This window comes from Kordia algicida OT-1 (genome assembly GCF_000154725.1).
Lineage (GTDB): Bacteria > Bacteroidota > Bacteroidia > Flavobacteriales > Flavobacteriaceae > Kordia > Kordia algicida.
This window is the reverse complement of record NZ_DS544873.1, coordinates 338,682-364,969: the sequence shown is the minus strand read 5'-3', so window position 1 is coordinate 364,969 and position 26,288 is coordinate 338,682. Positions and strand designations below refer to the sequence as shown.

Genomic DNA, 26,288 nt, shown 5'->3' with positions numbered 1-26,288 from the left:
TGGATTTATTTTTGTCAATTCGTTTCAATCACTTGTATTTTATGAAAAAAATCTTCAAGCTATTTTTATTTTTTTTATTTATTTTTTTTATTTCCTGTACCTATGAGAAAGGTAACATTACAGATGAAATGACTTCCGATTTGATTTCTTTTAACTATGAAGAAATTGATTATAATCATGAAGAAAATGGAAAAATTATTTCTGCTGGTTCAATAATCAAACATAAAAAAGATAGTATACTTACCATTGATTATTACGCTGAAGAAGTTGGATGCCCAGTATTTGAAGGTGGTTTTATAATGATTGGCGATACACTTACTTTATATTATCAAGATATAAATTTTAGACTTGTCAAATATATTGGATTGTTTAAACTTAGCTACACTATTGACATTAAAAACCTTGATTACAAAAACATTGAGGTAATTCGACTAAAAGCTGTCAAAAAAGGGTTTTCTTTTAAATAGATTCAAATTCATAAAACAATACTCACACATTTATAAATAACGACCAACACTTTTTACAAAATTTAAATATTCTCAGTAGATTCACACTAAATTAAAAATCAAAAACTTATGAAAACACGTTTTATAATTGCTTTGTTTGCTATAGCTTTTACTTTGTCACTTGCACATTCACAAAATCCTGTATATACTGACCTTGATTCTGGATCAAAATTTAGTTTCGTCACGTATGGCGGAATCGGTTATGCTGTTGTGGATAATGACAATCAACCAAAATATAATCTGAATGCCAATACTGCTGATTTTTTAATCAATTATCGCATAGGGAAACGTTACGGAATCGCCACAGGAATCGGATTTGATCGTTTAAGCGGAAACGCCTTTAATGCTGGTGGAAACTTTTATCACGAACGTGGAACGTTGAGAATTCCTGTGTTGTTAAGTGTAAACTATAACATAGCCGAAAAAGTTCGCCTGATGGCTAATATTGGATTGTACGGAAAAACAGTATTGAAAGACGAATACAGCTTTGTTGGTGGAAACGTTGACGATATTTATGAAGGTTGGAACTTCGGATTTCAATCAGGAATTGGATTGGCGTACAACTTTTATAGTAAAATGAGTCTTGGAATTATGTTTAGCAATCAAGCAGATTTTACACGACTTGACAGCGATCAAAATTCGGGAATCAATGACGAACAAAAAATCGCTGGGTTAAACACCGTTGGCTTGTTGTTCGGAATTAATTTTTAAATCAAGAACATATTATAAAACTTAAAAACGAATAGGCATTGTATGGTTTATTCGTTTTTTGTTTTTTGTTTTTTGTGAATTTATCCTATGAATTTCAGAATTCACTTAGAAAACTAACGTGAGTTCGAAGTAAGAATTTTAGTTTGAAACTTTTCTTTTCCGCAGTATAGCAGGAGTTTTTCGTTAAAAATTTTGAAGCCTTGGAGAAAATTTAGAAAAATTCATGCGGTTTTAGTTTTTCCCAAAAAGAAAAACTAAAAATACCTCTGGAAAAGTTCCCTTTCTTTTGTTTCTTTTCTTTGGGTAAGCAAAGAAAATGAAAATAAAACCCTAAAAATGAAACATATAGCAGAGTTGTTTTTAAAATTACTATAAATATAAATTGAATGATTTTTATCGAACTGACGTAAAACTGCTAATACCTAATTCTCAAAACCAACTACCTGATTTGTAGTTTTTTTGTGGATTTGTTTTAAGAACTTCTTTATTTACTTTGAAATACCTCTTATTTCACTACTAGATTCTCAATACTAGTATCTAATCATCAATTCAACCAATTTTTAAAATCTTTTACACGTTCTCTACTTACAATGATATCTTGTTCGTTGAAATTATGGAGTTTTATTTGTAAGCGGGAATTTGTGTAACTCACAATGTCTTTAATCGCGTTGATATTGATGTAAAACTTACGACTGACACGGTAAAAAATTTCAGGAGATAATTCGTCTTCCAAATGTTCTAAGGAAGTTTCTAAAAGATAGTTTCTTCCTTCTACAGTATGTGCGTATGTTCCTTTATTTTCGCTGTAAAAACATTCTATTTCGTCTACAGGAATCATTTTTAAATGCTGTCCTACTTTTACAGTATAGCGTTTTTTATAGGTACGTTCAATCGGATTGACCAATAGTTTTTTGATGTCGTCAAAATTGAGTTGTACATTTTGTGTTTTTGGGGCGCGCGATTTGTATTTTTCTACAGCAGTGACCAATTCGTCTTCATCAATCGGTTTGAGAAGGTAATCAATACTGTTCAGTTTGAACGCTTGCAATGCATATTCATCATACGCCGTTGTAAAAATAATGGCAGAAGTGATATCAATCGTTTCAAAGATTTCAAAAGACAAACCGTCAGATAATTGAATGTCTAAAAAGATCAAATCTGGATGCTCGTTTGCTTGAAACCACGCAATAGATTCTGCTACAGAGTGTAACATTGTTTCCACTTGAAGTCCTTCTGCTTCTAACATACGATTGAGCCTTCTTGCTGATGGCTTTTCGTCTTCTATGATGAGTACTTTCATTTTTTATTGATTGGTTTGTTGTTTTTTGTTGTTCGTTTTTTGTTTACACTGAGCGGAGCCGAAGTGTAGATTTTACATTTATAATTTCAAAAAAGCCTATTCCCAATTTCGTTTATTATCAGACATGTATTGCTTAATTTTTCGTTCTTCCCAGCTTTTCCCTAGAAATAAGTCAGGACCAAAAACACCTGCGGCATGAAATGCGAGTCCAATTCCCCAGAAAAATGCTGTTGAAAAGTGTCCAAATTTCCAAAAAGATTCGCCTTTGCCCAAATTAAAACCAATAAGTGCTAGGATAAATACATTGATAATGATGTATGAGGCTAAATGTCCGTAAAACCCTTTGAGTTTATCTACTTTTTTTTTAGCGCGCAAGTAACGTTCTTCTTCTTCATAACTTCTATTATATTCTGATGAAGTTGATGTTTTTGTTGTTGTTGAAGGTAATCTTTCCATAATTTTTTCTTTTTTAACGACGTATATCTTCGTTCATATATTGTTGAATTTTGCGTTCTTCCCATTGACTTCCTAAGAATCCGTTTTTAACAAAAACATTGAATGCATGAAATCCTAGTCCTATTCCCCAAGCTAGCCAAACAACGAATGTTCCTGTATCAAAAAAGCTTCTTCAAAAGTTTCGCCATTGCTAAGGTTTTCCATTATTTTTTTGATACTGATGAATAAATTTACACAGATATAAATCAGTAAGTGAATGTAAAATCCTTTAATATTTTCTACCTTTTTCTTGGCGCGAATGTATGCTTGTTCTTCCTGATAATTTTTGTTTTCTATTATTTCCATCGCTTGCGTTCTTCTTGTTCCATGTATTCTCTTATTTTACGTTCTTCCCAGTTTTTACCAAAACGTCCATCTTCGATGTAAACGCTCATGGCGTGAAAAGCCAATCCAATTCCCCATCCAAACATAGGAAACCAAAACCAGTGAAATTGTGGTACCGTTTTTAGGTTGATGAATATTAGAAACGGAATTACCAAACAGTATGATAATAAGTTATAGTAAAACTCTTTTAGTTTTTCTACGTGTTTTCGTGCTCTTATGTATTGATCGTCCAATTCTTTTTCGGAAGATCCAATTGCTTTTTGTCTCATAATTTCTTTTTGTTTTGTGAGCATCGGAATTGCCACTTGGAAGTCCGACGCAGTTTTGTAAATATAAACTTCGCGTTGGGTAAGTAAATCGTATCGTTGCCTGATATTGTTTAAACCTACTCCACTACTCTTTTTTACTATTTGTTTTTCTTGAAGATTGTTTTCTATGATTAAATTATTTTGATCTTCATATATTTTTATGTGTAACGGTTTGGATGGTGTCACCATATTGTGTTTTACCGCGTTTTCCAGCAATAGTTGAAGTGACAAAGGCACAACTTTACTTTCTGGATTTTTCGCAGTTTCAGGAGCTTCAAAAATAATACTGTCTTCAAAGCGCATTTTTAACAAGCTCATGTAGGTTTTTGCAAATTTTAATTCCTCATCAACTGTGACCAATTCTTTATTTTTTTGTTCTAATACGTACCGATAAACCTTTGACAATCCTGAGGTAAATTTTTGCGCTTGACGCGGATTTTCATCAATTAAAGAACTTAATACATTTAAACTATTGAATAAAAAATGCGGATCTAGTTGATTTTTTAATGCATCAAACTGTGCAGAAGCTGTTCCTGCGATGATTTTTTGTTCAGTAACTTTCTTTTTTTGTAATTCCTTGTAAAAGTATATCGCATGAAAAAACACAGAGAATACAATGGTTATCAGTAAAGCACTTACGTAAAATTCAGCATTTTCCGTTTGGATGAATTCCTCATAACTTTCTCCTTCAATAAAGATTTCTTGCACCATTCGCACTAAAAAAACCGTAAAAATGGTAATGACAACCGAACCTACAATTCCAATAAGCAAACGGTATTTTTTCATCGTTTTTGTCCACCTCAACTCTGAGTTTAAGTAACTAAAAAAGTATGAGTTTACGATACTTATAGGAATGCAATACATGCAGTAATACCCGAAACTAACTAAGAATCTTTTGTTGAAATGTATAGCTTTATCGCCCATATAATCGAACATCAAATCTTTTCCTAATAATAAAATAGCGATGATAAATCCGATAAATACAACTTTGCTAAACTCTTTCATTGTGGTTTCTTTTGTAGACTTCTTTCAAAGATACTAAGGTTTTTTGAACGGTACGATTACTTTTTACAATCTTCTACCAATTGTATTGCGCGTTCTTTTCCCCAACTTGGTTCAAATCCTTTTGTAGCAGTTTCATTTTCAAAAAGTGTTTTGGCGCGTTCCAGCTCTTTACAAAATGGTGCTGTATCTTTTCCGAAGTATCGTGCGCTTCCCATATCCCATTCTGCTTTACACAATACAACTCGTGGATTGTCTTTATCCATTGCGTATGCTTTTGCGTAAATTTCACTTACTTTCGGTGCATATTGCATTCCGTAAGTTGCACCATCGTACGCAACCCAAACTGTATATAACATGGCTTGCATAATCATAATTTCTGGATTATTTGGTGAAATACTTGTTGCATGATCTAATTGTTTTTGTGCTTTTTCTAATTGCTGAGAAAGCTTACTTTTATCTTTAATGGCAAAACCTCCTAAAATATTTATTTGTGCCGCGTAATAAGAAGGCAACCATTCTTGTGGCGCTGCTGCGGAAATACGCTCAAATAAATTTGCGGCTTCTGCACTTTTATTTTCTTCTAATAATGAAAACGCTTTTTGCATGCCTTTTTCATATTTAGTTTGTGCATTTGCAACGATTCCGAAGCCTACGAGCGCTAAAATTAATACTACTTTTTTCATTGTTCTTGTTGTTTTTGATTGTTTACTGTACTGTTTTTTTGTTTTTATATGAATTTTCAGATAATTGAAAAAACATATGCTACGATGGTGAATGCGATACTGATCATTTTTTGATTGTTTTAATTGTTTCTGATTGATGGTTCAAATATCTAACAAAAGTGAGCACTGCAAAAAAAGAAACTACTGAATTGTAATTTTTTAAGGATGAATTGTCGTTGGGTTGGTTTTTGTATTTCGACTTCGCAAAATGTATCAGCTTTTTGGATTTTGGGTTTTGGTTTTTGGGTTTTGGGTTAAATATTATTTCTACATTTTGTTTTAAAGTGTAAACTCTTAAACTTATAAACACATAAACTTCAATTTTTGTTTATTCGTTTTTTGTTTTTTGTGGATTTGTCCTGAGAACTTCAAAAGTCACTTTAAAACTTACGAATACCCAATTCCCAAAACCTAGTGCCTTACCCAGCAAAAGTAATTTCCCTATGTGTAGGTATTTCGTAGCGTTGTGGTTTTTCTACATTTATTATACTTAACCGAAACATCATATCAATGCAATTTTCATCAATCTTAGGCACTTTTTTATCTGTTACCATTTATACATTATTAGTTTATAATTTCCTTGCAACAGTCCTTTTTTGTTTTAAAAGAGAACTTTTAACCGAAAAAAAAAGAATCCACAATTTTCAACAAGTTTCGTTAGTCATAACTTTTATAGGAATGCTTATTTATTTTGGCTTCACAAAAGTAGAAGCGACACATATACAATTACTTCCGTGGATTTGGGGTTTTTTAGCCGCACATATTTTCTCAGCTCGAAAAAAACGTTGGATTAACGAACTGCTCGGCTTAGGAATATTACTTGCCATTACCATCATTCTTTTTTTTAAACAAACTGAAATTATTCAATTATTTACTGAAGAAACCATTACAACAATTCCAGCTTTGGTATACATTATTTATGGCAGTGTGGGTTTTGTTTTAGGTGGATTACTTTGGCAGAAAACCTCAAACAGATAACATGATTATTGTATGCAGACTTGTCTTTTTGTCATGCGAATGGTTGGTGCGTTTTTTTAGAAAGTATTTTTCATATTGATAAAGATGTATATTTGAACACTTCAACAAATACTTAACATGACTAAAAAGATTACAAAAGATAGTATTCCGTTACTTTTAATATATGTATTAATGATGGTTACGCTGATAAAACATGTGACATCTGATATTACTTTACATCAGAAGCATTACATAAGTTTTGCTTTAATTTTAGTTTCAACATTTCTGTACTTTTTTAATAGAAAATGGTTTGTACATTTTTTCTTTTTTGTGTTGCTGATCGGAACTTTCGACTTAATTCATATTTTTTATATCAACATGAAAATTACAATCTCATTCATCAATATCAACCTCATCTTTTTAATAGTATTTGGGATACATTTAATTCTCAATAAATTGATAGACGATAATTTATTTCCTGAAAAGAAAAATAAAGCATAAAAAAACGCCACAAATACTATCTCATAAGCATTTGTGGCGTTTGTAACTTTATATCGAGGCTAAAGTCTTCGTTATTTTGTATAAATCGCAGTCTGTCCTACTTGAAAGTGAATTGGTACATGTCCAGGATCTTTTTTAAACATGTACAAATCTTTTTGTGGTTTTTCAAATAACATGATAATGTCTGAACCGCCGAATCTAAATTTTCCAAATTCTTGTCCTTTCACTACTTTCTGACCAACTTTGATGAGTTTTTCCGCAGGAACTCCTTTTGGTGGATTTGCTTTTGTGTACATCATTACACCTGAAACTTGTGCCATTCCGATAGGAAGTATGGCAACTTTTCCAACTTCTTTTCCGCCATCTACAATGACCAATCCGCGCGCTTGCTCAAATTCGTATCCATCTTCCGAACCATCTGGTGCGTCCCATTGTCCGTCTTCGGTCATTTCTACGTTTAAGTATACTTTTCCACGAATGTCTTTAATTTCCAGCACTTTCCCTTTTATTGGTGTGTGAAAACGGTGATAATCGTACGGTCCTAAGAAATAATGTACAAACGTTCCGCCGTAAAAATCTTTCGCAAATTTACTGCCATCAAGCAATTCTTTTACCGTTCCAATAGCGTGTGTATGTTTGAGACGTTCTGTTGTTTTTTCTCCGTTTGCGTCCAACACATTTCCTTTCGAGTCAATTTTGTAGTCTGCTTTGTATGTACAATCTGCTGGAGCAACAATGGTTGTATTGTCATCTGGTGCTGCAATTGGACGTAATGGGGAAATTCCCGTTTTCGCATCCGCATTGTTAAATTCTCTATAAAAGAACTCATTAAACGTTGTCCAACTTTCAGAATTATCACTATATAAAGGATAGTTATACATCGGATTATGACGGAACGAGTAATAACTTTCTTTGGTAAACGACTCTTTTGTATCTAAAAATGCGCCCCAAGCTTTTGCAAATTTCTGTAACCATTTGGCAAACTTTGGAAAACTCTGCATGGAAAGTTCTGATCCTTCTACTTTTTGATCTACCAACCAATAAAACTGACATAGTAAGTCGTACACTTTTTGGTTATAACCATTGGAAGAATCGGTGCTTTTCCAAGCATTCGGATAGTTTGGATCGCTGCTTTCGTCAGGTACCAAACGTACGTACATATCTAAATAATCGTAGTAATGTTCAATCGTTGTTGGCCATGCATTTCCGTTAAATTCGTCATTTAAAGCATTGTATAAATCTGAATTTAATTCTTTCTTTGCTGCAATATTTGCTGCTTTTAAAGAAACTAATAAGGCTTTTTTCATTTCTGAATTTTTACTCAGTAACTTATCCAATTCTCTAACAATGCCGCTGTGTTTAAAGCTTGATTTGTGTTTCATAATACTAATTTTGGCTTGGGTTAATATGTTTCTCAAATGTATGACTTATGCAAGGAGAAAATCAGCGTAGAATTATCCTAATTAAAAAAACAGGTAGATTTGCGTACTTTTGAAACTACAATTTATCAAGATGATTCAAATTCGAAAAGCAACTACAGAAGATATCGAAAGCATTGCCATTATTGGTCGTAACACATTTTTAGACACTTATTTACCAAATACTCCAAAAGAAGCGGTGGAATCTTTTGTAAAAAAAGCTTTTGCTGTTGAAACGCTTGCGGCGGAATTTAACAATGCTAACATTCATTATTATGTAATTTTTGTCAATGAAACACTCGCGGGTTATTCCAAAATTCAACTCAATGTACCAAACGAAACTGTTGAAGCGACGCAAGTTACCAAACTCGACAGGTTGTATGTTTTAAAAGAGTTCCACGGACAAAACATTGGCGCACAACTTTTTCAATTCACGATTGAAGCTTCAAAAAAAGCAACACAACAAGGCATGTGGTTGTATGTTTTAATTACGAATGAACGCGCATTGCGTTTCTATCTGAAACATCACTTCAAAATTACAGGCGAATACGATTTTAAGATTTCTGAAACGCGCTACAATCCAAATTATGTGATGTATTTGTCATACTGATAACGGTCTGTTGTATGTTTGGAACTCAAGGCTTCATAGGTTGTTTTTAAAGATCATTTTTAATGAAAATCAAAATAATAACGTCCATTATAATTGGCAAAAAAACCATTGATCGCTAAAATTATTTGAGCTGAAAATGTACTACCATTTTGCCAATCAGGAGCATTTCCCCAATAATCGCTCCAATTTACTGGCATTTCTTCCAAGTCATTATCTGGAATATTATCTACATCAATGGGTCCAAAATCGCCATCAAAAGTAAATCCCCAAATTCCTATTTCAATTTCATCGTGAAGTATTTGTGTATCAGCATTAATTGCTAAGATGCTGGCATTTACTTCGTCCATTGCATCTTCTGTGGTATAAATTGTTATTTGGTTTTCATAATCGCCATTTACCAACCAATATAGCAAATTCTCGGTCATTAATGAATCATCGTCCCAATGAGCAAAAGCGCCACGATTGGTCGCGCTACACCATAAAGTTACAGGACGACATGGTCCGCCTTGCGCGGAGTAAAACCCTGTGATATTTCCGTCTTCTGCTTGGTCATATAATCCCCAACTGTGTTGCGGTATGTAGTAATAATGCATAAAATATTTGTTTTGAATGAACCTACTCTATTTATGGCTTTTCGGATTCCGCCGTAAGGTTCAAATATATTTTAATCATCAATTTTTACGTTCAGGGTTTTCCCTACTTTTAAAAATTAGGAGTTATCAATTATAGCGTATAAAAAGTAAGCTGAATCAAAAAATCTATTCTTCATATTTTTATTTTTGATGAACCATTCTTGTAAAAGTTTTCACCGAGAAATTGTAAATTGCTAATTATTTTTAAAGAAAGATACTGCATGAAATTTTTCCCAACAACGGAACGTTCATTTCGGTTAATAGACACACAATCAAAAACTATTGATCGTTTGAAACGAAGGACTGATCCATCGGAAAAGCTCACTTTTAAGTATACAGACAGATCATTTCGTGGAATGATTACCGAAAATAAATTCAAACTAATTTCTTCTGCAATTAGGAAAAATGTGTTTTGTGTCATGAAAGGAGAAATTAATGATAAAACAGGTTATGTTTGCGTTGAAATTCACAAAGCCTTTAAAGTTCTTTTGAGTATCATTTTATGTTTTCCTATGGTTGGTATTACCATTGCAATTCTAGTAGATAAAGAAAAATTTCACCCTGTTCTTATTTTAGTTGCCATCCTACAGTTTTTAATGATTCGCTATATCTTTATTGCATTTGCTTTTAAATACGCTTCTGGATATAGTATGAACAGATTGCGCGATGTGTTGGATGTAGAGTTTATAAATAAGTAAACACAACTTAATTTTCAAAATATGCTTCATAAATAAAAATTCAAATTCAATTCTTTTAAAGAACTAAAAAGTGATAAAAAATTCAATCTGACTTCTCAAATCCCGCCAATCTATTTCCCAAAAATAGACTTCAAAAATTGTGTTGGCGTAATCATTTCATGCTTTTTAAACTGTCTATTAAAATAACTCGTATTGTTAAAACCAGATTTGTAAGCAATTTCAGAAATTCTCAGGTTTTTTGACTCTTTAATGAGTTTTTTAGCAAACTTGATACGCTCTGAATTGATATAATCTATCGGAGAAACACCCAACGTATTTTTAAATTGCTTGTGAAAGTGTGAAGTACTCATGTATGCTTGCTTTGCCAAAGAGTCTACATTGATATCTTTATTCGTCAAATGCATTTTAATATATTTTATCACTGAACCTATTCGTGTATCTGTGAACATTTGATCTGCATCATTGATAATCAGCGATTTTGCTTTGGTTTGTAGCAAACGCACAATTAATTCCTGAATCATCAAATCAAGCAACATATCTTTAGAACTTGTATCATTTGTAAACGTATGCGTAAGTCGCTGTACCAAATGATTCACATCAGTATTATTAATTAAATGGGAAGCTTTTTCGTCTAAGTTCCAATTGTTATTTTCATTCTCAATCTGTACTGATTGATTAAATTTCCCCACAACTTCTTCTATCTTACTTGTGTCAATTCCTAATGCCAAGCACTGCGTTGGCGAATTTTTTGTCGCTAACGGAAAATCAATAACCATTTCTTTATTGGTTGGCATTACTACCGATTCTCCCGGAAAAAAATCAAACGCCTCAAAACCATCTAAATGCATCACTTTCTTTCCTGTAAGCATGCTCGCGATAATTGGGAAGTCAAATGTCAGCGAAACTTTCTCAGCAAAAGCATAGGTTTCATAAATATTTAATTCGGCATATTCTGCACTATACGTAGTTCTGTTTTCTACCAAAGTAGTGAGTTTTCTGTGTTTTTTATGTTGATTTAGTAGTGATTGCATGTTCAATAATACAAAAAATTAAGCGTTGAAAATCAATATAATAGATATGTGCAAAAGTTTAATATATATGTTCAATATAATGAGAATATGACAAACTAACTTTATAAAAATTAATAATTCTTTAAAAAATTAACCTCTAAAAAATTAAATCAACAACAATATGAGTTATTCAAAACCAACATTTAAAGAGAAATATCACAACTTTATCAATGGTGAATTTGTTGCTCCTTTGGGCGGACAATACTTTGACAATACATCACCAATTGACAATAGCTTAATTGCAAAATATCCACGTTCTCAAAAAGAAGATGTAGAATTAGCATTAGATGCTGCCAATGCTGCCAAAGAAGCTTGGGGAAACACTTCCGTAACCGAAAGAGCAACTTTAATGAACAAAGTGGCAGATATTATTGAAGCTAATTTAGAAGAATTTGCCTTGGTTGAAACCTGCGATAACGGAAAACCAATTCGTGAAACATTAAATGCCGACATTCCACTTTGTGTAGACCATTGGCGTTATTTTGCTTCCTGTATTCGTGCCGAAGAAGGTTCTGCAACAGAATTGGATGCGCACACACTTTCCATGAATATAAAAGAACCGCTTGGCGTTGTTGGACAAATTATTCCATGGAATTTTCCTCTATTGATGTTATCGTGGAAATTACCTCCAGCACTCGCCACAGGAAATTGTGTGGTGTTAAAACCTGCTGAACAAACACCAGCTACCGCAACCTTATTAATGGAAAAAATTGCAGATGTATTTCCTCCTGGTGTCATTAACATTATACACGGTTTTGGTCCAGAAGCAGGAAAGCCAATAGCTTCTAGCTCACGTGTTGATAAAGTTGCCTTTACAGGAGAAACGACTACGGGACAATTAATTATGCAATACGCTTCTAAAAACCTCAATCCTGTAACCATGGAACTCGGTGGAAAATCGCCAAATATCTTTTTTAACAGTGTGATGGATGCGGATGACGAATTTTTAGACAAAGCTATTGAAGGTGCCGTTTTATTTGCGTTCAATCAAGGGGAAGTTTGTACGTGTCCGTCACGAATTTTAGTGCAAGAAGACATTTATGATGCTTTTATGGAACGTGTGATCGCTCGAACAAATGCCATCATTCAAGACAATCCATACGACGTAAACACCATGGTTGGCGCACAAGCATCAAACGATCAATATGAGAAGATTCAATCCTACTTTCACATTGGAAAAGAAGAAGGTGCAAAAGTGTTGACAGGTGGAGAAGCCAACAAATTGGAAGGTGATTTGGCAAACGGATTTTACATCAAGCCAACTTTGTTAGAAGGACATAATAAAATGCGTGTTTTTCAAGAAGAAATATTTGGTCCAGTTGCTTGTGTCACAAAATTTAAAGACGAAGCAGAAGCTTTGGAAATCGCAAATGACACTTTATATGGTTTAGGAGCTGGTGTTTGGACGCGTGATGCACATCAATTATATCAAATACCAAGAGCGATTAAGGCTGGACGTGTTTGGGTAAATTGCTATCATGCATATCCTGCGCATGCACCATTTGGTGGATATAAGAAGTCAGGATTTGGTAGAGAAAATCACGTAATGATGCTAAATCATTATCGCCAAACAAAAAATATGTTGATTTCGTATGACAAGAATAAATTAGGATTCTTTTAGGATGACAAATATGTCACTTTGACATCTTGCATACTATTTTAACGTCAGTTCGATATAAATCATTCAATTTATATTTATAGTAATTTTAGAAATAATTCTGCTATGCAATTCATTTTTAGTGTTTTATTTTCATTTTCTTTGCTTACCCAAAGAATACTGAATCAAGTTCAGCACAGGCATCAACAAAAGAAAGGGAACTTTTAGTTCGTATGATTTCTATTTCCAATTATGGAACTCATGAATCTTTGATTTCCAGAGGTATTTTTAGTTTTTCTAAATTTTCTCCAAGGTTTCGAAAATTTTTAACGAAAAACTCCTGCTATACTGCGGAAAAGAAAAGCTTCAAACTAAAATTCTTACGTCGAACTCACGCTATTTAATATTAATCTTCAAATTTCGTATTTTTTTATTCAAAATTTAGCTATGGAAAGAATCGCAATCACAGAAAAAGCTGCTGAAGTTGTACAACAACTTAAAAAACAACATGGAAACCTCATTTTTCATCAAAGTGGCGGTTGTTGTGATGGTTCTTCTCCGATGATTTTACCTGAAGAAGATATGTACTTGGATGAAAGCGACGTTCATTTAGGGAAACTAGAAGGCGTGAATTTTTATATGAATCAAGATCAATTTGAATATTGGAAACACACACATTTAACTGTTGATATAACAGAAGGCAGAGGCGCGAGTTTTTCCCTAGAAATTCCGCTTGGATTACGATTTATCATTCATTCCAGATTGTTGACAGAGGAAGAAAATGCGGTTTTAAATTCATAATTATGAATTTAAATTTTGAATTATTCTATCGTCTAAACGTCTTGCGAGGAGTTTACAACGTGACAATCTTTTTCTTTATGTAAATTGTTTGCTTTGAAATGATAGTAAAGCTAGCGCGAGTTTAAAACTCGCGCTAGCTTTTTATATACCAACTTTTTTATAAATAAGTGAATTTAAATCTCAATACTAAAACCTCAACGCTTAATACTGCAAACGTAGTGAGTTACAACGTATCCAACTGATTACTCGTTTTATCATCACTAATCGTCCAAAAGAAACCGACAAAGAAAAACTGATCTTGTGCAGGACGACGCACCATTCGTTGAAATGTTCCGTTAATGTCTGGCTGATTTGCATATTCGTAGCCAAATACATTTCGTAAACCTAAGGCATTTGAAACTGAGAAATACAATATTTTTTGTGGAGAGATTAAATATGCCCAATTCACGCTTAAACTGTGATAATCTTTCGTTTTTTCTGATAAAAATCCTGTTGTGTTCGGATTGGTGTACGTTCTTCCTGAAGAATAGTTATAACTAAATCCAACCTGACTTTTCAACTTGTCAATCCAATGTTTTGTGACCAAAGAAAAGTTATGTTTTGTCGCAAAATTCGGCATCGCTTCCACAGGATAATTTTCAAATTTACGTTGCGTATCTAAGTACGAATACGAAACCCAATAATCTACATTTTTGATGGTTTTGTTGTCTCTCCAAAAAATGTCCAAACCTGTGGCCTGACCGAAACCATCATTCGCAAAATCAGTCCCAAATTGTGGAAATTGTCCAGAAAACGTAATTAAATCATTGTATTCTTTGTGATATGCTTCTGCACGAAACGTTTTTCCATCATGTACGTATTGATAGTTTAAAATATAATGCGTGGCACTTTCTGGCTTAAATCCTGAGTTGAATTTTAAATAATTATTATTCGGATTCTGGTAAAACTGTCCAAAAGCAAACGACACTTGGTCTTTCTCGGAAGTTTTATACGCCAATGACAATCGTGGAGAAATAGTTGTTTCTTCCAACAAAGATGTATGATCTAAACGTACACCAGCTTTTGCAGCAAAGTTTTTTGAGAAAAAAATGTCCGTTTCCGCGAAAGCGCCAATTAAGTTACTTTTAAAACCATAATCAATTTTTTCTACAAAAGGATTTTCAAATTCTTCATCAAAATCAGTAGTAAAATATTCTGCTCCAAAACTCAGTTTGATTCTGTTATTAAAATTCTTTTTCAGCTTTGTTTTAAAGTGAAATGAATTCTCTAAGCTATTGATGCGATCGTCAATGATTCGTACTTTTGAGTTGTCGCGTGTGTAACTCAATCCTGAAGTAACAGACCAATTTTCTCCAAAAACACCTTTGTACGAACCATTCATATACAAATTGTTATTGTTGAGTTTGAAGCGAACCAATTCGTCAAAATTGATGCTTTCTTGGTCGAGTTCAAAGTCCGTAATATCAAACGCCGTGTAAAATTTCAAGGTTCCATTTTCAAAATGATGACGAAATACACTTTCTCCTTGTCCACCTTGAAATGGTTTTATCCATTCGTTACGATCTGGAAATAGCTCTAAATACGGTGCTAAATTGATGTATGATGTACTAAAACTCACTGAACCTTTCTCCCACTTTTCGGTATGTCCGAGCGCGCCACCAACGGTCATCACAGAAATATCGGTTTTCTCCTGATCGGGTTCGTTAATCGTATTTAATTCCAAGACACCAGATAGTGCTTGCCCAAATTCCGCCGAATATCCACCTGTAGAAAACGTAATTCCTTTAAAGAGAAATGGCGAATAACGTCCGCGCGCAGGAATATTGTTTGTAGTATTTGTATATGGCGTAAACACACGAATTCCGTCTATAAAAATCTGCGTTTCTTCGGCACGTCCACCACGTACAAATAATCGTCCATCTTCGGCAACTGTACTCGTTCCTGGCAAGGTTTGTAATGCGCCAACAACATCGCCCAACGCACTTGCTGTGGTTACAATATCTAGTGGTTTTAAGGCAGTTACTTTAGCATTTTCTCCAGCTTCAAATGATCCTGCACTTAAAATTACCGCGTTAAAGGCGTCTACATTTTCGCGTAATTTGATAGTCATGTTTTGCATTTTAGAAACATCTAAAGTGACTTTTTTCGTTTCAAACGATAAGAAAGAAACTAGCAAAACTTGTGTTCCCGTTTCATCAGTGGTAAAACTGAACGCACCTTTTTCGTTGGTGGAAGCTCCGTCAAAAGTGCCTTCTAAATATACATTGGCACCTAAAATAGGTTCGTTAGATGAATCGGTAACAATTCCTGAAATCGTGGTTTGTCCATAAACGACGCTTTGCAAACACAAACAGAGAATGAGTAGTAATTTTTTCATGGTATTATTATTGTTTTTGTACACTGAACTAAGTCAAAGTGTTGATTGATGATGGCACAAATGTCTTGCGATCTGCAATATTTTGAAAAAAGGAAATGCTCAATTGTCGTAATTAAAGGATGAATTGTATTTTGATTCTAATTGCACAAAAAACAGAAATATTGTAGTTTTGAGTACTAAAAAATTGCACATCTATGAGTTTAATGCCTTTTATTTCTATCGCGGTTATTGCGGTTTTTGTGTATGTTGTTTTTTTTGCGGGAAAGAACAATTCAGGTCTCTCGAAACGTTCGGGCAAGAAGTATTACACGATTGATGATGAATTTAACGCAAAGAAAAAAGAGAAACAAGAAAAGGTAGATCGTATTTTGGAAAAGATTAATGCAAAAGGTGTGGAAAGTTTAACCTCGCAAGAAAAAGCGATTTTGGACGAATATTCAAGTTCTAATTAATGGCGTCTATTTTCGGACATGCGCTCGCCGCCTACACGATAGGTAAAGTTTCAAACCTTCAACTGAATCCTGTAAAATTTTCCTTGTTATTAATTTTTTGCGCAGTTATTCCTGATGCTGATGTTATCATGTTTCATTTTGATTATTCGTACATGCATCCGTTGGGACATCGCGGATTTTCACATAGTATTTTATTTGCTTTTCTACTTGCATTTTTAATTCGTGCGTTATTTTACAGAAAGATCACGTATTTTTCAAAAACTGGAATTGTATTGTTTATCACATTTTTGTTGGCAACATTATCGCATAGTTTGCTCGATGCGCTAACTAATGGCGGACGCGGTGTTGGTTTTTTCATTCCATTTGATAATACGCGTTACTTTTTTCCTTGGCGACCAATTTTGGTTTCGCCACTAGGTGTTAGCAATTTTTTTAGTGATTATGGTTTTCGTGTACTACAGAATGAAGCTTTTTATATTGGAATTCCCTGTGTAATTTTACTCGCTATTGCCATATTCTTAAAAAAGAAATCTATATGAAAACAAAAATTTTTACCATCATTTTTATCATCGTTGTAACACTAGAGCTTGTTTTTGGAAGCTTTGAGAGTTATACGACTTGGCATTATTTTACAAAACCCGCCATTGTAATTACCTTGATGTTATTTTTTATTTTTAATTCAGACCATCTGCATTTTTCTGTAAAATTAACCACCATATTAGCATTACTTTTTTCTTTGTGGGGCGATGTATTGTTGATGTTTGTGAGTTATGATGAAGGTTTTTTTATAGCAGGTTTAGTTTCCTTTTTATTGGCGCATGTGATGTACATTGTGGTGTTTTTTCGTGATCGTAATGGAAAAAAAGACAGTCTCTCATTCGTTGCGTTGCTTTTAGTATATGCTGTAGGACTATTTTGGTTAATTAAAGACGGATTGGGCGATTTATTAATTCCTGTGTTGGTATATATGGCAGTGATTCTCTCCATGGCAACCACGGCGTTTATGAGAAAAGGAATGGTTTTACATCAAGGATTTAAGTTGGTGTTTGTTGGAGCATTATTTTTTATGGTATCAGATAGTCTTTTGGCAGTAAATAAATTTTATGATCCACTACCTTTTTCGAACCTAAGTATAATGGCTACTTATGCTATTGCACAATTTTTAATTGTTATGGGAATCATCAAAAGTTATCAAAACTAATTATGTAATATTTTTTTTACTAAATTGCAGTGCTTTTTCGAAAAAAGCCTCCCAAGAATATGAAATTTTTTAAAGCTTTTATTATCCTTTTTTTATTGAATCTTTCTTTAGATATTTATTTTAATAATTCTGAAGAATTTTATGAATTAAGATTGTTTACAAAGCCACTAATCACCATTTTACTCGCTATTTTTTTCTATATAAATAGTGGTGAAATGAAATTACGCCACAGAATTAATATTCTTGGTGCACTTGTTTTTTTATGCGTTGGCGATATAGTATTACTAGAAACTATGCCTTTTTATTCTTTTATTTTGGGACTTGTATCTTTCTTGATTGCGATGCTGCTATATTCTTTGTATTTGTATAAACAGACACGATACGATATTGATAGATTGATTCCGTATTTGGCAATATCACTTTTAATTTCGCTTTCGCTGATTTACCTTATGTATGATAAACTTGACTCAATGCTTATTCCAGTTATTATGTACATGGCAACCGTACTCAATCTTTTAAAATTGGCATATCTACGTTATAAGAATGTAAACCTGAAAAGTTATCGTTTGGTATTTATTGGAACTTGCTGTTTTACCATTGCACAGATTCTTATTGGATTGAACAGATTTCATGAACCATTGCCATACAAAGACATTTATATCATGTTTTTCTACGGAATTTCACAATTGCTGATAATTCTCGGGATTTTAGCCGTAAACTGTCCTGTAGAAAATACAGAACAGCAGGAAGATGCTTTTTTAATCTGACGAAGATTGTTTGTATTTTTTGTATGGACGAATGATTAAGCGTGCTTCACGATCAAAACGAACGTAATTGTAAACCCAATTGATAAAAACGACCATTCGATTTCTAAATCCGATGAGAAAAAATAAATGCACAAACATCCACACAAACCAAGCAAAAACACCCTGAAATTTAAACTTTGGCAAATCTACAACCGCTTTGTTTCTTCCTACAGTTGCCATAGAACCTTTGTCTAAATATGAAAAAGGTTTCATTTCTTTACCATTGAGCTTACGAACGAGATTTTTCCCCAAATGCTTTCCCTGTTGAATGGCAGGTTGCGCCATCATTGGATGCCCGTACGGATAGTCTTCACTTTGCATAGAAGCAATATCACCAAGTGCATAAATATCATCAAACCCTTTTACTTGATTGAATTCATTGACTAAGATTCGGTTTCCACGTGTAATAAGTTCTTCGCCATCTACTCCAGCAATTGTTGCGCCTTTTACACCTGCAGACCAAATTAATGTTGCGGCTCTAAAATTTACAGTTCCGTTGGTACTTACCCAATCGCCATCATAATTGGTAACGCGTAAATTTTTCCAAACATCAACACCAAGTCCTTGTAAATAATCTTCTGCTTTTTCAGAAGCTTGTTCACTCATTGCAGGCAAAATTCTCGATGAACTTTGCACCAAATTAATATTCATCTGACGAATGTCTAAATCGGGATAGTCTTTTGGAAGAATTCCTTTTTTTATTTCCGCCAAAGCGCCAGCCAATTCTACGCCTGTTGGTCCTGCTCCAACTATAACGAAGTTCATTAGTGCATTGCGTTCTTCTAGATCAGATTTTAAAATGGCTTGTTCAAAGTTTTCCAAAATCAAACTGCGAAGGTTTAACGATTGTGGAATGGTTTTCATCACCATACTGTGCTTTTCAATTTCTGAGTTTCCAAAGAAATTTGTTTTAGAACCTGTAGCAATGACTAAATGATCGTAGTTGAGATCGCCAATATCTGTACAAACACATTTATTTTCGGTATCAATTGCTACCACATTTGCCAATCGGAAGTAAAAATTTGGATAATCTTTTACAATTTTACGAATTGGATATGCGATGGAATCAGGTTCCAATCCACCTGTAGATACTTGATATAGTAAAGGTTGAAAAGTATGATAATTGTGTCTGTCAATTAACACCGCTTGCACTTCTTGTTTTCCGAGTTGTTTAGCTAGCGAAATTCCTGCAAATCCGCCGCCAATAATGACAACTCTAGGAAAGCTTGTTCTTGGTATATTCATAAAAAATTCATCCCTTACAGAACAAAAATACAGCTTTCTAAAAGTTTTTTAAAAAATATGTAACATATTTGTTTTTCAAAACACTTATAGGCAAATAACCATCAAAAAATTGAGCAACAACCTCGAACATAGTTTTGTTACAGAATTAGAACGTCATCAGAATATCGTTCATAAAGTTTGTAGAATTTATACTTCTAATAAAGATCAACACAACGATCTTTTTCAGGAGATAACGATACAGTTATGGAAGGCATACCCAAAATTCAGAGGCGATTCTAAATTCAGTACTTGGATGTATCGTGTGGCATTAAATACTGCTATTACGTTATATCGAAAGTCGAAAAGACGTGTAAAGACACAAGATTATGAAAGTGTTGTTTTTAAAATAACATCCGAGGATTATGATGATACTGAAGAAGAACAGTTAAAGATTATGTATAAAGCTATCAAGCAATTATCAGATATTGAAAAAGCCTTGATTTTCTTATACTTAGAAGATAAAAATTATAGAGAAATAGCCGAAACAATTGGTATTACGGAAGTGAATGCACGTGTGAAGATGAACAGAATTAAAACCAAATTGAAAAAGATTTTAAATCCATAACTCATGGAAGAATTAGATTTATTAAAAAAAGATTGGAAAAAGCAAGAGGCAAATCAGCCTAAGCTATCCTACAACGATATTGACAAAATGATCCTGAAGAAATCTTCTTCGCTCGTAAAGTGGATCTTTTATGTCAGTTTACTAGAACTAGGTTTTGGAGTAGCAAGTGTCGTATTGATATTTATACTTAAACCCGAAGCCATGGAAAACTCAAATACGCCAGTTTGGTTTAATTGGTTTTATTACATTTCTTCTGTTGTAGTATTTTATTTTATTTATAAGTTCTTTATGAACTATAAAAAGATTTCTACCACAAGTTCTATTAAAGACTTAATGCAAAATATTATTACGACTCGTAAAACAGTTAAACATTATGTAGTGTATAGTTTGAGCGCCATTGCGGTAACAGTATGTGTTGCTGTCCCATCAGGATTTATAGCAGAAGCTGGCGGAATGGATCAGTTTAGAGCAGAAGCTACTTTAACAAGTTATTTAATGCTGGCATTGGTAACTATTTTACTAGCCTGCCTTATTGTGCTTGTGTTTTACGGAATATATTATTTATTATACGGATTGCTTACTAAAAAGCTAAAGCGTAATTACAAAGAATTGAAACAATTAAAATCATAAAATCGCACATTAAAACCATATCACCATGAAAAAAATATTCTTATTGTTAATGTTTGCCATGTTTAGTATTTCTGTAAGTGCACACCAAGAGACGAAAAGTTTTCAAAGTCAATTTGGTACAACGTTAACACAACATACAACAGCATATACTTCAATGTATACAATGAATAATGGCGGAATTATTCAGCTCATTTACAATGTGTTTAATAAAGTTGGGCATGCACTTTATGCAACAATGAACACTTCAGAAGGATCAAAAGAAGAAGAAACAACAAGCATTGAAAATTAATTTTCAGCACTATATAAACATAAAAAAGGACTCAAAATTTAAGTTTTGAGTCCTTTTTTTATTATTTTCTACTAGATTAATATTCCCATTTACGCTTTTCATTCAGTTCTTCCATAGCTTCTAATTCTTCCTGCGGAATTACTTTTAAGAATGATGGATGCTGCTCAATTGCGTATTCTATTTTTTCAATGATATCTTTTACGCTTTCATTTTCATAATCAATTTGAAGCGGTTCTTTGATTTCCATAGATTGTAAAATTCCTTTCTTTTTGATGCGAAGTCCTTTACGATCAAATGAACGCCTAAAACCATCAATTACAATAGGCACTACAATAGGTTTGTAGCGTTTTATAATATGTGCAGTTCCTTTTCGAATAGGCTTCCAAGGTCTGGTAGTTCCTTGCGGAAATGTAATGACCCAACCATCATCAAGCGCGATTCCAATATTAGAAATATCGCTCATTTTCACCTGTCTATTTACATCTTCCCCATTTGCTCTCCACGTACGTTCAATACTTACAGAACCTGCGTAGGCAAGGATTTTAGGTAGCAATCCAGATTTCATAGTTTCTTTTGCCGCCACATAATAAATATTCAACTTCGGATTCCACAAATATCCCACGTTTTTAATAGAATCGCCACGTCCACTCAAACTTGCGTTAAATACGTGAAACATCGCTACAACATCTGCAAAATACGTTTGATGATTGGAAACAAACAATACATTTTTATCAGGTAACGAACGTAATATGTCAGAACCTTCAATTTTCAATTCATTAAAACCACGATAACGTCTGTGTGTCAACGTTCCCGCAATTCTAATCAACCATTTTTTTAAAAAGAGTATATGTCCGAAAGGATTTCTTTTGAATAATCCCATGTATGTTCAATTTTAAACGAATTACAAACTTACAAAAACTAATTTGAAATGGCTTTAGAAATGATGTCTTTAACTTCACTGAGCATCATTGCCGTTGCGCCCCAAACAACATAATTATTCAGGTAAAACGCTGGTACTTGAATGTTTTTTGCGTACGAAGTTGTCAATTCTCTTTCTATAATGGAAGCATCGGATAAAAAATCAGTAAGTGAAACTTCTATAATTTTTTCTACTTCCGATGGTTGCGGAATAAACGTTGGTGTTGCTTCCAAAATTCCAATAAAAGGTACTACTGTAAAATTACTCGGCGGAATATATGTACTTGTTATTTTGCGAACTACGTTGATACTTTTACGCGATACACCAATTTCTTCTTCGGTTTCGCGTAAAGCAGTTGCTTCAATCGTTGCATCTTCAGGATCAACTTGTCCTCCAGGGAATCCAACTTGATTGGAATGCACACCTTTATACGTTTTTCGAAGAATTAACACCAACGTAGTTTCTTGTTGTACATTCGGATAAAATAACGCCATTACCGCAGATTTTCTAGCATTTTTCATACGATCTTCCATCGCTTCTAATTCTTTTTCACGAATTGCAGGAGCCATTTTCAGCTGAGAAGCTACACCTGGAAGTTGGATTTTTGCTATTTTTGGAAGGATTTTTTTAAAATTATCAAAATTCATTTATGAAAAATATTTGCTATATACTGATTGCTATCTCCGTTTTTTTAGGTTGTGAAGATACTAAATCTTCTACAGCTACTTCAAACGAATCTCAAAAAAAGGAAACGACGACAACTGTTGAGAAAGCTGAAAAAAAAGAAGAAAAAAAGAAGGAGAAAGAAGTTCTTATCACCAATAATAATGTACTCGATTATATGAAAGCATATGGAGAAAAGAATAAAGAATGTAAAGTGCGAATTGTCACTGATTTTGGAAATATAGACTTGGAGTTGTATAATGAAACGCCCTATCACAGAGCGAATTTTATCATGCTTGCCAAACGCAATTATTTTGAAGGAACGCAGTTTCATCGTGTCGTGAAAAATTTTGTAATTCAAGGTGGAAATTCTGACGGTTGGAGTGTTGCTAAGAAACGAGAAAAGATTGGGAAATATTTGCTTCCGCCAGATACAAAAAAAGGGTTTAAACATCATAGAGGCGTAATTTCGATGCCAAGTGGTGATATTGACAGAGCGTATAAATATGCTTCTCCATACGAGTTTTTTATTGTTCAGAAAAAAGGAGGAACACATCATTTAAATGGAGAATATACTGCTTTTGGGAAAGTAATTGCTGGAATGGACGTTGTAGACGAAATTGCCAATCAAGAAACAGACAAGGGCGAATGGCCAAAGAAAAATATTATGATTCGTCGTGTGGAAGTGTTGGATTAAATAGACATTTTACGACGTTTACACAACATATGTAACGCTTATACATTATTATTTGCACCTTTATATAAAATAGTTAGTTTTGCCCTTTAATTAAAATTTAACACATGAAAAACTACTTTGGTGCATTCCTTATTTTCTTACTAACAACTTCTGGAATTTTTGCACAAATTAACTTTGAAAAAGGTCATTTTATTACCGAAAATGGCATTAAAACTGATTGTTTCATTAAAAATGAAGGCTGACAAAATAACCCTTCAAAATTTGAATATAAACTTACACTTGATGGCGAAACGAAAGTGTTGCGAATGACTAACCTAAAAACGGTTGTGATAGATAATGCATTTAAGTTTGAAAAACACACAGTTCAAATTGACCTTTCTGAACAAACATTAGGAAATTTATCGTATGCAAGAAATCCTGAATACAAAGAACAAACCCTAATGCTAAACGTTTTGCAAGAAGGAAAAGCTTCATTGTATGCTTATGTTGATGAAGAAAAAAAAGCATTCTACTACAAAAAAGAGAGTGATACATTAACACCTTTAGTGTATAAAATCTACACAAACGAAAAACGTAGCATCTTATATAATAAGAGATACCAACAACAATTATTAACAGAGTTTACTTGTGAAACTATCTCTGAAAAAACGGTTGTAAAAGTCGATTATAATGCTGGCGATTTGACTTCCTTTTTCAGAAAATACAATGAGTGTCATGGTGGAAATGTTGTTGAGTTTAGAAAAAAGAAAAAAGGAACATTTCATTTAAAAGCTAAAGCTGGAATGTATAATAGCAAAGCAGATGCTGATTTGGCACTGGCAACTTTTTTTTAGAGATGGACTTGAAACACAATCAGAATGGTCTGCTACTTTTGGGGCAGAATTAGAATATGTTTTTCCGTTTAATAGGAATAAATGGTCAATGTTTATTGCGCCAAATTATTCTTCATACGAAGGAGAAGGTTCTTTTCAAGATTTAAATGTGGAGCGAAAATTTATTTTAGAATATAGCGCTATTCAGATTCCTGTAGGATTTCGTCATTATTTCTTTATAAATGATACTTCAAAAATATTTTTAAGTGGGGAAATCCTTGTAGATATTCCATTAACTACAGAAACAAGAGGAAATTTTACAATTCCTGAAGAAGATTTTAGACCTTCTGCCGGAGCTGCTTTTGGTATTGGATATAGTTACGAGAAATATTCAATAGAAGCTAGATTTATTCCAAATAGAGAACTTGTAGAAAGATCTACCGAAGCAAGTGTTAAACTTAGTCAGTTTGGCATTACTCTTGGATATACAATTTTTTAAAAACGATTTATTTAATTATAAAAAGGAACTTATATCCATGAGTTCCTTTTTTTATTTTTGATAAATATTTGGTAGCTTCAACCTAAATTTTACCACAATCAATCGAATACTAATCACCATCGCAGCCGTAAAAATATAAATCAAGTCTTCTTTAAGATTGAAATATTGTAAGACAAAAAAGGCAATTCCTCCAAAAATACATGCCGTAGCATAAATTTCTTTTCTGAATATTACGGGAATTTCATTACATAATATATCACGAATAACACCTCCAAAACTTGCACTCATTGTTCCTAAAGCGATACAAATAAGTGGATGTAATTCTTTTGAGATTCCAACTTCTACACCAATAATTGTAAATACGCCCAAACCAATCGTATCAAATAAAAATAAAGAAGTTCGCAGTCGATTTAGTTTTTTTCTAAATATAATAGAGAAAACTACTCCAAGCGTAATTGCATACACGTAATTTAAATCGTTCATCCAACCTACGGGCGTTCTTCCAATTAAAACATCACGCAAAGTTCCGCCACCAACAGCAGTAACGAAAGCAATAATGAAGATTCCGAAAAGATCCATTCGTTTTTGCATGGCTACCAAAACTCCCGAAATGGCAAAAGCAAACGTTCCTATAATATCAAGTGTGTAAAAAAGCATTACATGTTTTGTGTGTAGAAGTTATAATCTTTGATGATGACGTCGATAAAAGGAATCGTATCTTGATCGGATCGGATTTCTATGACTTCTTCTACTTTGGCTCTTAATTTATTGAGCGTATCATAATCTCTCGCTCGTTTTGCAATGACAAATGTTTCTTTAATAATTCGCATATCATTGTCTGAAAGCTTGATAACAGAAGGAAACAAAGGTTTGTAGTTATCACCGATTTCTTCTAGAATTGTATGAGAAATTAACACTCTATTTTTTAGTGAAATTACGGAAGTTCCCGCAGTCATATCACCTAAACGTTGTCCTTTTTCGGTCACAATTACAGAAATTAATGCAATAAAACCACTCAACATATTCAAATCGACAATTCGAAAAACCCAGCGAATTAAGTAGTCTACAAAAGAAGCTTGATATCCATCAATTTTTACAACTCTAATTTTCATTACTTTTTTTCCGAGCGTTTGTCCTTCAAAGAGCGACTCTAGCACTAACGTGTACACAAATGCAGGAAATAATAATATTATATAAATTGAAATCAGCGACCAATCGTCTAAATCGCGCATCCAATTTGTGTTGTCAAACATCGATCTAAAAATCCAAATAACGATCATTCCGTAGGCAAACTTTATGATTAAATCGATAATATGAGCTACGACACGTTCTCCAACAGATGCTAATGTAAAATTGATATTTACATTTTGAGTAGTATTAATTTGTATCTCTGACATTTTATGTTTTATTTTAGCGTA

General features: G+C 33.3%; 34 protein-coding genes. 19 read left to right on the top strand and 15 right to left on the bottom strand.

All coding sequences use genetic code 11. The features are described 5' to 3' along the window. The first annotated feature begins 41 nt into the window (after nucleotides 1–41). Nucleotides 42–467, top strand: a complete 426-nt coding sequence (locus KAOT1_RS01645; protein ID WP_007092931.1) for a hypothetical protein — start codon at nucleotides 42–44, stop codon at nucleotides 465–467. A 108-nt stretch (nucleotides 468–575) separates the two neighbouring features. Continuing rightward, nucleotides 576–1,217, top strand: a complete 642-nt coding sequence (locus tag KAOT1_RS01640) for a hypothetical protein (protein WP_007092930.1) — start codon at nucleotides 576–578, stop codon at nucleotides 1,215–1,217. Nucleotides 1,218–1,761: 544 nt separating this feature from the next. On the opposite strand, the gene KAOT1_RS01635 is transcribed toward KAOT1_RS01640, so the two are convergent. The 6 genes from KAOT1_RS01635 to KAOT1_RS01615 form a co-directional block, all read right to left on the bottom strand. Continuing rightward, nucleotides 1,762–2,517, bottom strand: a complete 756-nt coding sequence (locus tag KAOT1_RS01635; RefSeq protein ID WP_007092929.1) for a LytR/AlgR family response regulator transcription factor — start codon at nucleotides 2,515–2,517, stop codon at nucleotides 1,762–1,764. Between the two features lie 96 nt (nucleotides 2,518–2,613). After that, nucleotides 2,614–2,973 carry a 2TM domain-containing protein gene (locus KAOT1_RS01630; protein ID WP_007092928.1) on the bottom strand — a complete coding sequence of 120 codons (360 nt, stop codon included), beginning with the start codon at nucleotides 2,971–2,973 and terminating at the stop codon, nucleotides 2,614–2,616. 13 nt (nucleotides 2,974–2,986) lie between these two features. Continuing rightward, nucleotides 2,987–3,097 carry a 2TM domain-containing protein gene (locus tag KAOT1_RS23645; protein WP_262494777.1) on the bottom strand — a complete coding sequence of 37 codons (111 nt, stop codon included), beginning with the start codon at nucleotides 3,095–3,097 and terminating at the stop codon, nucleotides 2,987–2,989. Between the two features lie 8 nt (nucleotides 3,098–3,105). Beyond that, entirely contained in the window at nucleotides 3,106–3,318 is a 213-nt protein-coding gene (locus tag KAOT1_RS23640; protein WP_007092927.1) for a 2TM domain-containing protein, read from the bottom strand. Next, nucleotides 3,309–4,670 (bottom strand): 2TM domain-containing protein, encoded by a 1,362-nt coding sequence (locus tag KAOT1_RS01620; RefSeq protein WP_040559257.1) that lies wholly within the window; start codon nucleotides 4,668–4,670, stop codon nucleotides 3,309–3,311. The genes KAOT1_RS23640 and KAOT1_RS01620 overlap by 10 nt, the downstream gene beginning before the upstream one ends. A gap of 56 nt (nucleotides 4,671–4,726) precedes the next feature. Then, a complete protein-coding gene (locus tag KAOT1_RS01615) occupies nucleotides 4,727–5,353 on the bottom strand; it encodes a tetratricopeptide repeat protein (protein WP_007092925.1) in 627 nt (208 codons plus the stop codon). Nucleotides 5,354–6,070: 717 nt separating this feature from the next. Between KAOT1_RS01615 and KAOT1_RS22625 the strand changes: the two genes are divergently transcribed. Beyond that, the gene (locus KAOT1_RS22625) at nucleotides 6,071–6,370 is read left to right on the top strand and encodes a hypothetical protein (RefSeq protein ID WP_157559972.1); all 300 of its coding nucleotides are present in this window, start codon (nucleotides 6,071–6,073) and stop codon (nucleotides 6,368–6,370) included. 117 nt (nucleotides 6,371–6,487) lie between these two features. Then, complete coding sequence (locus KAOT1_RS01605; RefSeq protein ID WP_007092923.1) at nucleotides 6,488–6,850, top strand: hypothetical protein; 363 nt, start codon at nucleotides 6,488–6,490, stop codon at nucleotides 6,848–6,850. A gap of 71 nt (nucleotides 6,851–6,921) precedes the next feature. Here KAOT1_RS01605 and KAOT1_RS01600 read toward each other — a convergent pair whose 3' ends face one another. Next, a complete protein-coding gene (locus KAOT1_RS01600; RefSeq protein ID WP_007092922.1) occupies nucleotides 6,922–8,232 on the bottom strand; it encodes a phosphatidylserine decarboxylase in 1,311 nt (436 codons plus the stop codon). 130 nt (nucleotides 8,233–8,362) lie between these two features. Here KAOT1_RS01600 and KAOT1_RS01595 point away from each other — a divergent pair, with 130 nt between their 5' ends. Further along, nucleotides 8,363–8,878: a GNAT family N-acetyltransferase gene (locus tag KAOT1_RS01595; protein ID WP_040559256.1), complete on the top strand. Its 516-nt coding sequence runs from the start codon at nucleotides 8,363–8,365 to the stop codon at nucleotides 8,876–8,878. A gap of 59 nt (nucleotides 8,879–8,937) precedes the next feature. Here the strand turns inward: KAOT1_RS01595 and KAOT1_RS01590 are convergent, their stop codons facing one another. Further along, nucleotides 8,938–9,471 carry a hypothetical protein gene (locus KAOT1_RS01590; protein WP_007092920.1) on the bottom strand — a complete coding sequence of 178 codons (534 nt, stop codon included), beginning with the start codon at nucleotides 9,469–9,471 and terminating at the stop codon, nucleotides 8,938–8,940. 260 nt (nucleotides 9,472–9,731) lie between these two features. Between KAOT1_RS01590 and KAOT1_RS01585 the strand changes: the two genes are divergently transcribed. After that, on the top strand, nucleotides 9,732–10,208 hold the full coding sequence (locus KAOT1_RS01585; RefSeq protein ID WP_007092919.1) for a hypothetical protein: 477 nt from the start codon (nucleotides 9,732–9,734) through the stop codon (nucleotides 10,206–10,208). Between the two features lie 110 nt (nucleotides 10,209–10,318). Here the strand turns inward: KAOT1_RS01585 and KAOT1_RS01580 are convergent, their stop codons facing one another. Continuing rightward, nucleotides 10,319–11,239 (bottom strand): AraC family transcriptional regulator, encoded by a 921-nt coding sequence (locus tag KAOT1_RS01580; protein ID WP_040559254.1) that lies wholly within the window; start codon nucleotides 11,237–11,239, stop codon nucleotides 10,319–10,321. A gap of 160 nt (nucleotides 11,240–11,399) precedes the next feature. On the opposite strand from KAOT1_RS01580, the gene KAOT1_RS01575 reads away from it, so the two are divergent. Beyond that, entirely contained in the window at nucleotides 11,400–12,899 is a 1,500-nt protein-coding gene (locus KAOT1_RS01575; RefSeq protein WP_007092917.1) for an aldehyde dehydrogenase family protein, read from the top strand. 423 nt (nucleotides 12,900–13,322) lie between these two features. Continuing rightward, nucleotides 13,323–13,676: a DUF779 domain-containing protein gene (locus KAOT1_RS01570; protein WP_007092916.1), complete on the top strand. Its 354-nt coding sequence runs from the start codon at nucleotides 13,323–13,325 to the stop codon at nucleotides 13,674–13,676. Nucleotides 13,677–13,899: 223 nt separating this feature from the next. On the opposite strand, the gene KAOT1_RS01565 is transcribed toward KAOT1_RS01570, so the two are convergent. Next, complete coding sequence (locus tag KAOT1_RS01565) at nucleotides 13,900–16,053, bottom strand: TonB-dependent receptor (RefSeq protein ID WP_007092915.1); 2,154 nt, start codon at nucleotides 16,051–16,053, stop codon at nucleotides 13,900–13,902. Between the two features lie 194 nt (nucleotides 16,054–16,247). Between KAOT1_RS01565 and KAOT1_RS01560 the strand changes: the two genes are divergently transcribed. The 4 genes from KAOT1_RS01560 to KAOT1_RS01545 are packed head-to-tail and all read left to right on the top strand — an operon-like array spanning nucleotide 16,248 to nucleotide 18,473. Continuing rightward, nucleotides 16,248–16,505 carry a DUF6576 domain-containing protein gene (locus KAOT1_RS01560; protein WP_007092914.1) on the top strand — a complete coding sequence of 86 codons (258 nt, stop codon included), beginning with the start codon at nucleotides 16,248–16,250 and terminating at the stop codon, nucleotides 16,503–16,505. Continuing rightward, the gene (locus KAOT1_RS01555) at nucleotides 16,505–17,044 is read left to right on the top strand and encodes a metal-dependent hydrolase (protein WP_007092913.1); all 540 of its coding nucleotides are present in this window, start codon (nucleotides 16,505–16,507) and stop codon (nucleotides 17,042–17,044) included. The genes KAOT1_RS01560 and KAOT1_RS01555 overlap by 1 nt, the downstream gene beginning before the upstream one ends. Beyond that, entirely contained in the window at nucleotides 17,041–17,706 is a 666-nt protein-coding gene (locus KAOT1_RS01550) for a lysoplasmalogenase (RefSeq protein ID WP_007092912.1), read from the top strand. The genes KAOT1_RS01555 and KAOT1_RS01550 overlap by 4 nt, the downstream gene beginning before the upstream one ends. A 59-nt stretch (nucleotides 17,707–17,765) precedes the next feature. Next, nucleotides 17,766–18,473: a lysoplasmalogenase gene (locus tag KAOT1_RS01545; RefSeq protein ID WP_007092911.1), complete on the top strand. Its 708-nt coding sequence runs from the start codon at nucleotides 17,766–17,768 to the stop codon at nucleotides 18,471–18,473. Here KAOT1_RS01545 and KAOT1_RS01540 read toward each other — a convergent pair. Then, on the bottom strand, nucleotides 18,465–19,757 hold the full coding sequence (locus KAOT1_RS01540; protein WP_007092910.1) for an NAD(P)/FAD-dependent oxidoreductase: 1,293 nt from the start codon (nucleotides 19,755–19,757) through the stop codon (nucleotides 18,465–18,467). The two genes, KAOT1_RS01545 and KAOT1_RS01540, sit on opposite strands and share 9 nt — an antisense overlap. Before the next feature lie 109 nt (nucleotides 19,758–19,866). Here KAOT1_RS01540 and KAOT1_RS01535 point away from each other — a divergent pair, with 109 nt between their 5' ends. From KAOT1_RS01535 to KAOT1_RS01525, 3 genes are read left to right on the top strand one after another with little or no spacing between them, the layout of a single operon-like run. After that, nucleotides 19,867–20,361 carry an RNA polymerase sigma factor gene (locus KAOT1_RS01535; RefSeq protein WP_007092909.1) on the top strand — a complete coding sequence of 165 codons (495 nt, stop codon included), beginning with the start codon at nucleotides 19,867–19,869 and terminating at the stop codon, nucleotides 20,359–20,361. Nucleotides 20,362–20,364: 3 nt separating this feature from the next. Continuing rightward, nucleotides 20,365–20,991: a hypothetical protein gene (locus KAOT1_RS01530; protein WP_007092908.1), complete on the top strand. Its 627-nt coding sequence runs from the start codon at nucleotides 20,365–20,367 to the stop codon at nucleotides 20,989–20,991. 25 nt (nucleotides 20,992–21,016) lie between these two features. Beyond that, the gene (locus tag KAOT1_RS01525; RefSeq protein ID WP_040559252.1) at nucleotides 21,017–21,280 is read left to right on the top strand and encodes a hypothetical protein; all 264 of its coding nucleotides are present in this window, start codon (nucleotides 21,017–21,019) and stop codon (nucleotides 21,278–21,280) included. Nucleotides 21,281–21,356: 76 nt separating this feature from the next. Here the strand turns inward: KAOT1_RS01525 and KAOT1_RS01520 are convergent, their stop codons facing one another. Both KAOT1_RS01520 and KAOT1_RS01515 read right to left on the bottom strand, forming a co-directional pair. Next, the gene (locus tag KAOT1_RS01520) at nucleotides 21,357–22,160 is read right to left on the bottom strand and encodes a lysophospholipid acyltransferase family protein (RefSeq protein ID WP_007092906.1); all 804 of its coding nucleotides are present in this window, start codon (nucleotides 22,158–22,160) and stop codon (nucleotides 21,357–21,359) included. 38 nt (nucleotides 22,161–22,198) lie between these two features. Then, nucleotides 22,199–22,846 (bottom strand): NUDIX hydrolase, encoded by a 648-nt coding sequence (locus tag KAOT1_RS01515; protein ID WP_007092905.1) that lies wholly within the window; start codon nucleotides 22,844–22,846, stop codon nucleotides 22,199–22,201. Nucleotides 22,847–22,848: 2 nt separating this feature from the next. Here KAOT1_RS01515 and KAOT1_RS01510 point away from each other — a divergent pair, with 2 nt between their 5' ends. From KAOT1_RS01510 to KAOT1_RS01500, 4 genes are all read left to right on the top strand, one after another. Continuing rightward, nucleotides 22,849–23,559 (top strand): peptidylprolyl isomerase, encoded by a 711-nt coding sequence (locus KAOT1_RS01510; protein WP_007092904.1) that lies wholly within the window; start codon nucleotides 22,849–22,851, stop codon nucleotides 23,557–23,559. A 104-nt stretch (nucleotides 23,560–23,663) separates the two neighbouring features. Beyond that, nucleotides 23,664–23,801: a hypothetical protein gene (locus tag KAOT1_RS22620; RefSeq protein WP_007092903.1), complete on the top strand. Its 138-nt coding sequence runs from the start codon at nucleotides 23,664–23,666 to the stop codon at nucleotides 23,799–23,801. A 63-nt stretch (nucleotides 23,802–23,864) separates the two neighbouring features. Beyond that, nucleotides 23,865–24,392 carry a hypothetical protein gene (locus tag KAOT1_RS01505; RefSeq protein ID WP_007092902.1) on the top strand — a complete coding sequence of 176 codons (528 nt, stop codon included), beginning with the start codon at nucleotides 23,865–23,867 and terminating at the stop codon, nucleotides 24,390–24,392. Next, nucleotides 24,361–24,870, top strand: a complete 510-nt coding sequence (locus tag KAOT1_RS01500) for an outer membrane beta-barrel protein (RefSeq protein WP_007092901.1) — start codon at nucleotides 24,361–24,363, stop codon at nucleotides 24,868–24,870. Before KAOT1_RS01505 ends, KAOT1_RS01500 begins: the two co-directional genes overlap by 32 nt. Nucleotides 24,871–24,921: 51 nt before the next feature. Here KAOT1_RS01500 and KAOT1_RS01495 read toward each other — a convergent pair whose 3' ends face one another. Together KAOT1_RS01495 and KAOT1_RS01490 are read right to left on the bottom strand one after the other, a co-directional pair. Next, nucleotides 24,922–25,527 carry a trimeric intracellular cation channel family protein gene (locus KAOT1_RS01495; RefSeq protein ID WP_007092900.1) on the bottom strand — a complete coding sequence of 202 codons (606 nt, stop codon included), beginning with the start codon at nucleotides 25,525–25,527 and terminating at the stop codon, nucleotides 24,922–24,924. After that, nucleotides 25,527–26,267 carry an RDD family protein gene (locus KAOT1_RS01490; protein ID WP_007092899.1) on the bottom strand — a complete coding sequence of 247 codons (741 nt, stop codon included), beginning with the start codon at nucleotides 26,265–26,267 and terminating at the stop codon, nucleotides 25,527–25,529. Before KAOT1_RS01490 ends, KAOT1_RS01495 begins: the two co-directional genes overlap by 1 nt. Nucleotides 26,268–26,288 lie beyond the last annotated feature (21 nt).

Bases quoted from the DNA above. Each gene is read 5' to 3' on its own strand.
- KAOT1_RS01645 (WP_007092931.1), top strand. From the start codon at position 42: ATGAAAAAAATCTTCAAGCTATTTTTATTTTTTTTATTTATTTTTTTT.
- KAOT1_RS01640 (WP_007092930.1), top strand. From the start codon at position 576: ATGAAAACACGTTTTATAATTGCTTTGTTTGCTATAGCTTTTACTTTG.
- KAOT1_RS01635 (WP_007092929.1), bottom strand. From the start codon at position 2,517: ATGAAAGTACTCATCATAGAAGACGAAAAGCCATCAGCAAGAAGGCTC.
- KAOT1_RS01630 (WP_007092928.1), bottom strand. From the start codon at position 2,973: ATGGAAAGATTACCTTCAACAACAACAAAAACATCAACTTCATCAGAA.
- KAOT1_RS23640 (WP_007092927.1), bottom strand. From the start codon at position 3,318: ATGGAAATAATAGAAAACAAAAATTATCAGGAAGAACAAGCATACATT.
- KAOT1_RS01620 (WP_040559257.1), bottom strand. From the start codon at position 4,670: ATGAAAGAGTTTAGCAAAGTTGTATTTATCGGATTTATCATCGCTATT.
- KAOT1_RS01615 (WP_007092925.1), bottom strand. From the start codon at position 5,353: ATGAAAAAAGTAGTATTAATTTTAGCGCTCGTAGGCTTCGGAATCGTT.
- KAOT1_RS22625 (WP_157559972.1), top strand. From the start codon at position 6,071: ATGCTTATTTATTTTGGCTTCACAAAAGTAGAAGCGACACATATACAA.
- KAOT1_RS01605 (WP_007092923.1), top strand. From the start codon at position 6,488: ATGACTAAAAAGATTACAAAAGATAGTATTCCGTTACTTTTAATATAT.
- KAOT1_RS01600 (WP_007092922.1), bottom strand. From the start codon at position 8,232: ATGAAACACAAATCAAGCTTTAAACACAGCGGCATTGTTAGAGAATTG.
- KAOT1_RS01595 (WP_040559256.1), top strand. From the start codon at position 8,363: ATGATTCAAATTCGAAAAGCAACTACAGAAGATATCGAAAGCATTGCC.
- KAOT1_RS01590 (WP_007092920.1), bottom strand. From the start codon at position 9,471: ATGCATTATTACTACATACCGCAACACAGTTGGGGATTATATGACCAA.
- KAOT1_RS01585 (WP_007092919.1), top strand. From the start codon at position 9,732: ATGAAATTTTTCCCAACAACGGAACGTTCATTTCGGTTAATAGACACA.
- KAOT1_RS01580 (WP_040559254.1), bottom strand. From the start codon at position 11,239: ATGCAATCACTACTAAATCAACATAAAAAACACAGAAAACTCACTACT.
- KAOT1_RS01575 (WP_007092917.1), top strand. From the start codon at position 11,400: ATGAGTTATTCAAAACCAACATTTAAAGAGAAATATCACAACTTTATC.
- KAOT1_RS01570 (WP_007092916.1), top strand. From the start codon at position 13,323: ATGGAAAGAATCGCAATCACAGAAAAAGCTGCTGAAGTTGTACAACAA.
- KAOT1_RS01565 (WP_007092915.1), bottom strand. From the start codon at position 16,053: ATGAAAAAATTACTACTCATTCTCTGTTTGTGTTTGCAAAGCGTCGTT.
- KAOT1_RS01560 (WP_007092914.1), top strand. From the start codon at position 16,248: ATGAGTTTAATGCCTTTTATTTCTATCGCGGTTATTGCGGTTTTTGTG.
- KAOT1_RS01555 (WP_007092913.1), top strand. From the start codon at position 16,505: ATGGCGTCTATTTTCGGACATGCGCTCGCCGCCTACACGATAGGTAAA.
- KAOT1_RS01550 (WP_007092912.1), top strand. From the start codon at position 17,041: ATGAAAACAAAAATTTTTACCATCATTTTTATCATCGTTGTAACACTA.
- KAOT1_RS01545 (WP_007092911.1), top strand. From the start codon at position 17,766: ATGAAATTTTTTAAAGCTTTTATTATCCTTTTTTTATTGAATCTTTCT.
- KAOT1_RS01540 (WP_007092910.1), bottom strand. From the start codon at position 19,757: ATGAATATACCAAGAACAAGCTTTCCTAGAGTTGTCATTATTGGCGGC.
- KAOT1_RS01530 (WP_007092908.1), top strand. From the start codon at position 20,365: ATGGAAGAATTAGATTTATTAAAAAAAGATTGGAAAAAGCAAGAGGCA.
- KAOT1_RS01525 (WP_040559252.1), top strand. From the start codon at position 21,017: ATGAAAAAAATATTCTTATTGTTAATGTTTGCCATGTTTAGTATTTCT.
- KAOT1_RS01520 (WP_007092906.1), bottom strand. From the start codon at position 22,160: ATGGGATTATTCAAAAGAAATCCTTTCGGACATATACTCTTTTTAAAA.
- KAOT1_RS01515 (WP_007092905.1), bottom strand. From the start codon at position 22,846: ATGAATTTTGATAATTTTAAAAAAATCCTTCCAAAAATAGCAAAAATC.
- KAOT1_RS01510 (WP_007092904.1), top strand. From the start codon at position 22,849: ATGAAAAATATTTGCTATATACTGATTGCTATCTCCGTTTTTTTAGGT.
- KAOT1_RS22620 (WP_007092903.1), top strand. From the start codon at position 23,664: ATGAAAAACTACTTTGGTGCATTCCTTATTTTCTTACTAACAACTTCT.
- KAOT1_RS01505 (WP_007092902.1), top strand. From the start codon at position 23,865: ATGACTAACCTAAAAACGGTTGTGATAGATAATGCATTTAAGTTTGAA.
- KAOT1_RS01500 (WP_007092901.1), top strand. From the start codon at position 24,361: ATGCTGATTTGGCACTGGCAACTTTTTTTTAGAGATGGACTTGAAACA.
- KAOT1_RS01495 (WP_007092900.1), bottom strand. From the start codon at position 25,527: ATGCTTTTTTACACACTTGATATTATAGGAACGTTTGCTTTTGCCATT.
- KAOT1_RS01490 (WP_007092899.1), bottom strand. From the start codon at position 26,267: ATGTCAGAGATACAAATTAATACTACTCAAAATGTAAATATCAATTTT.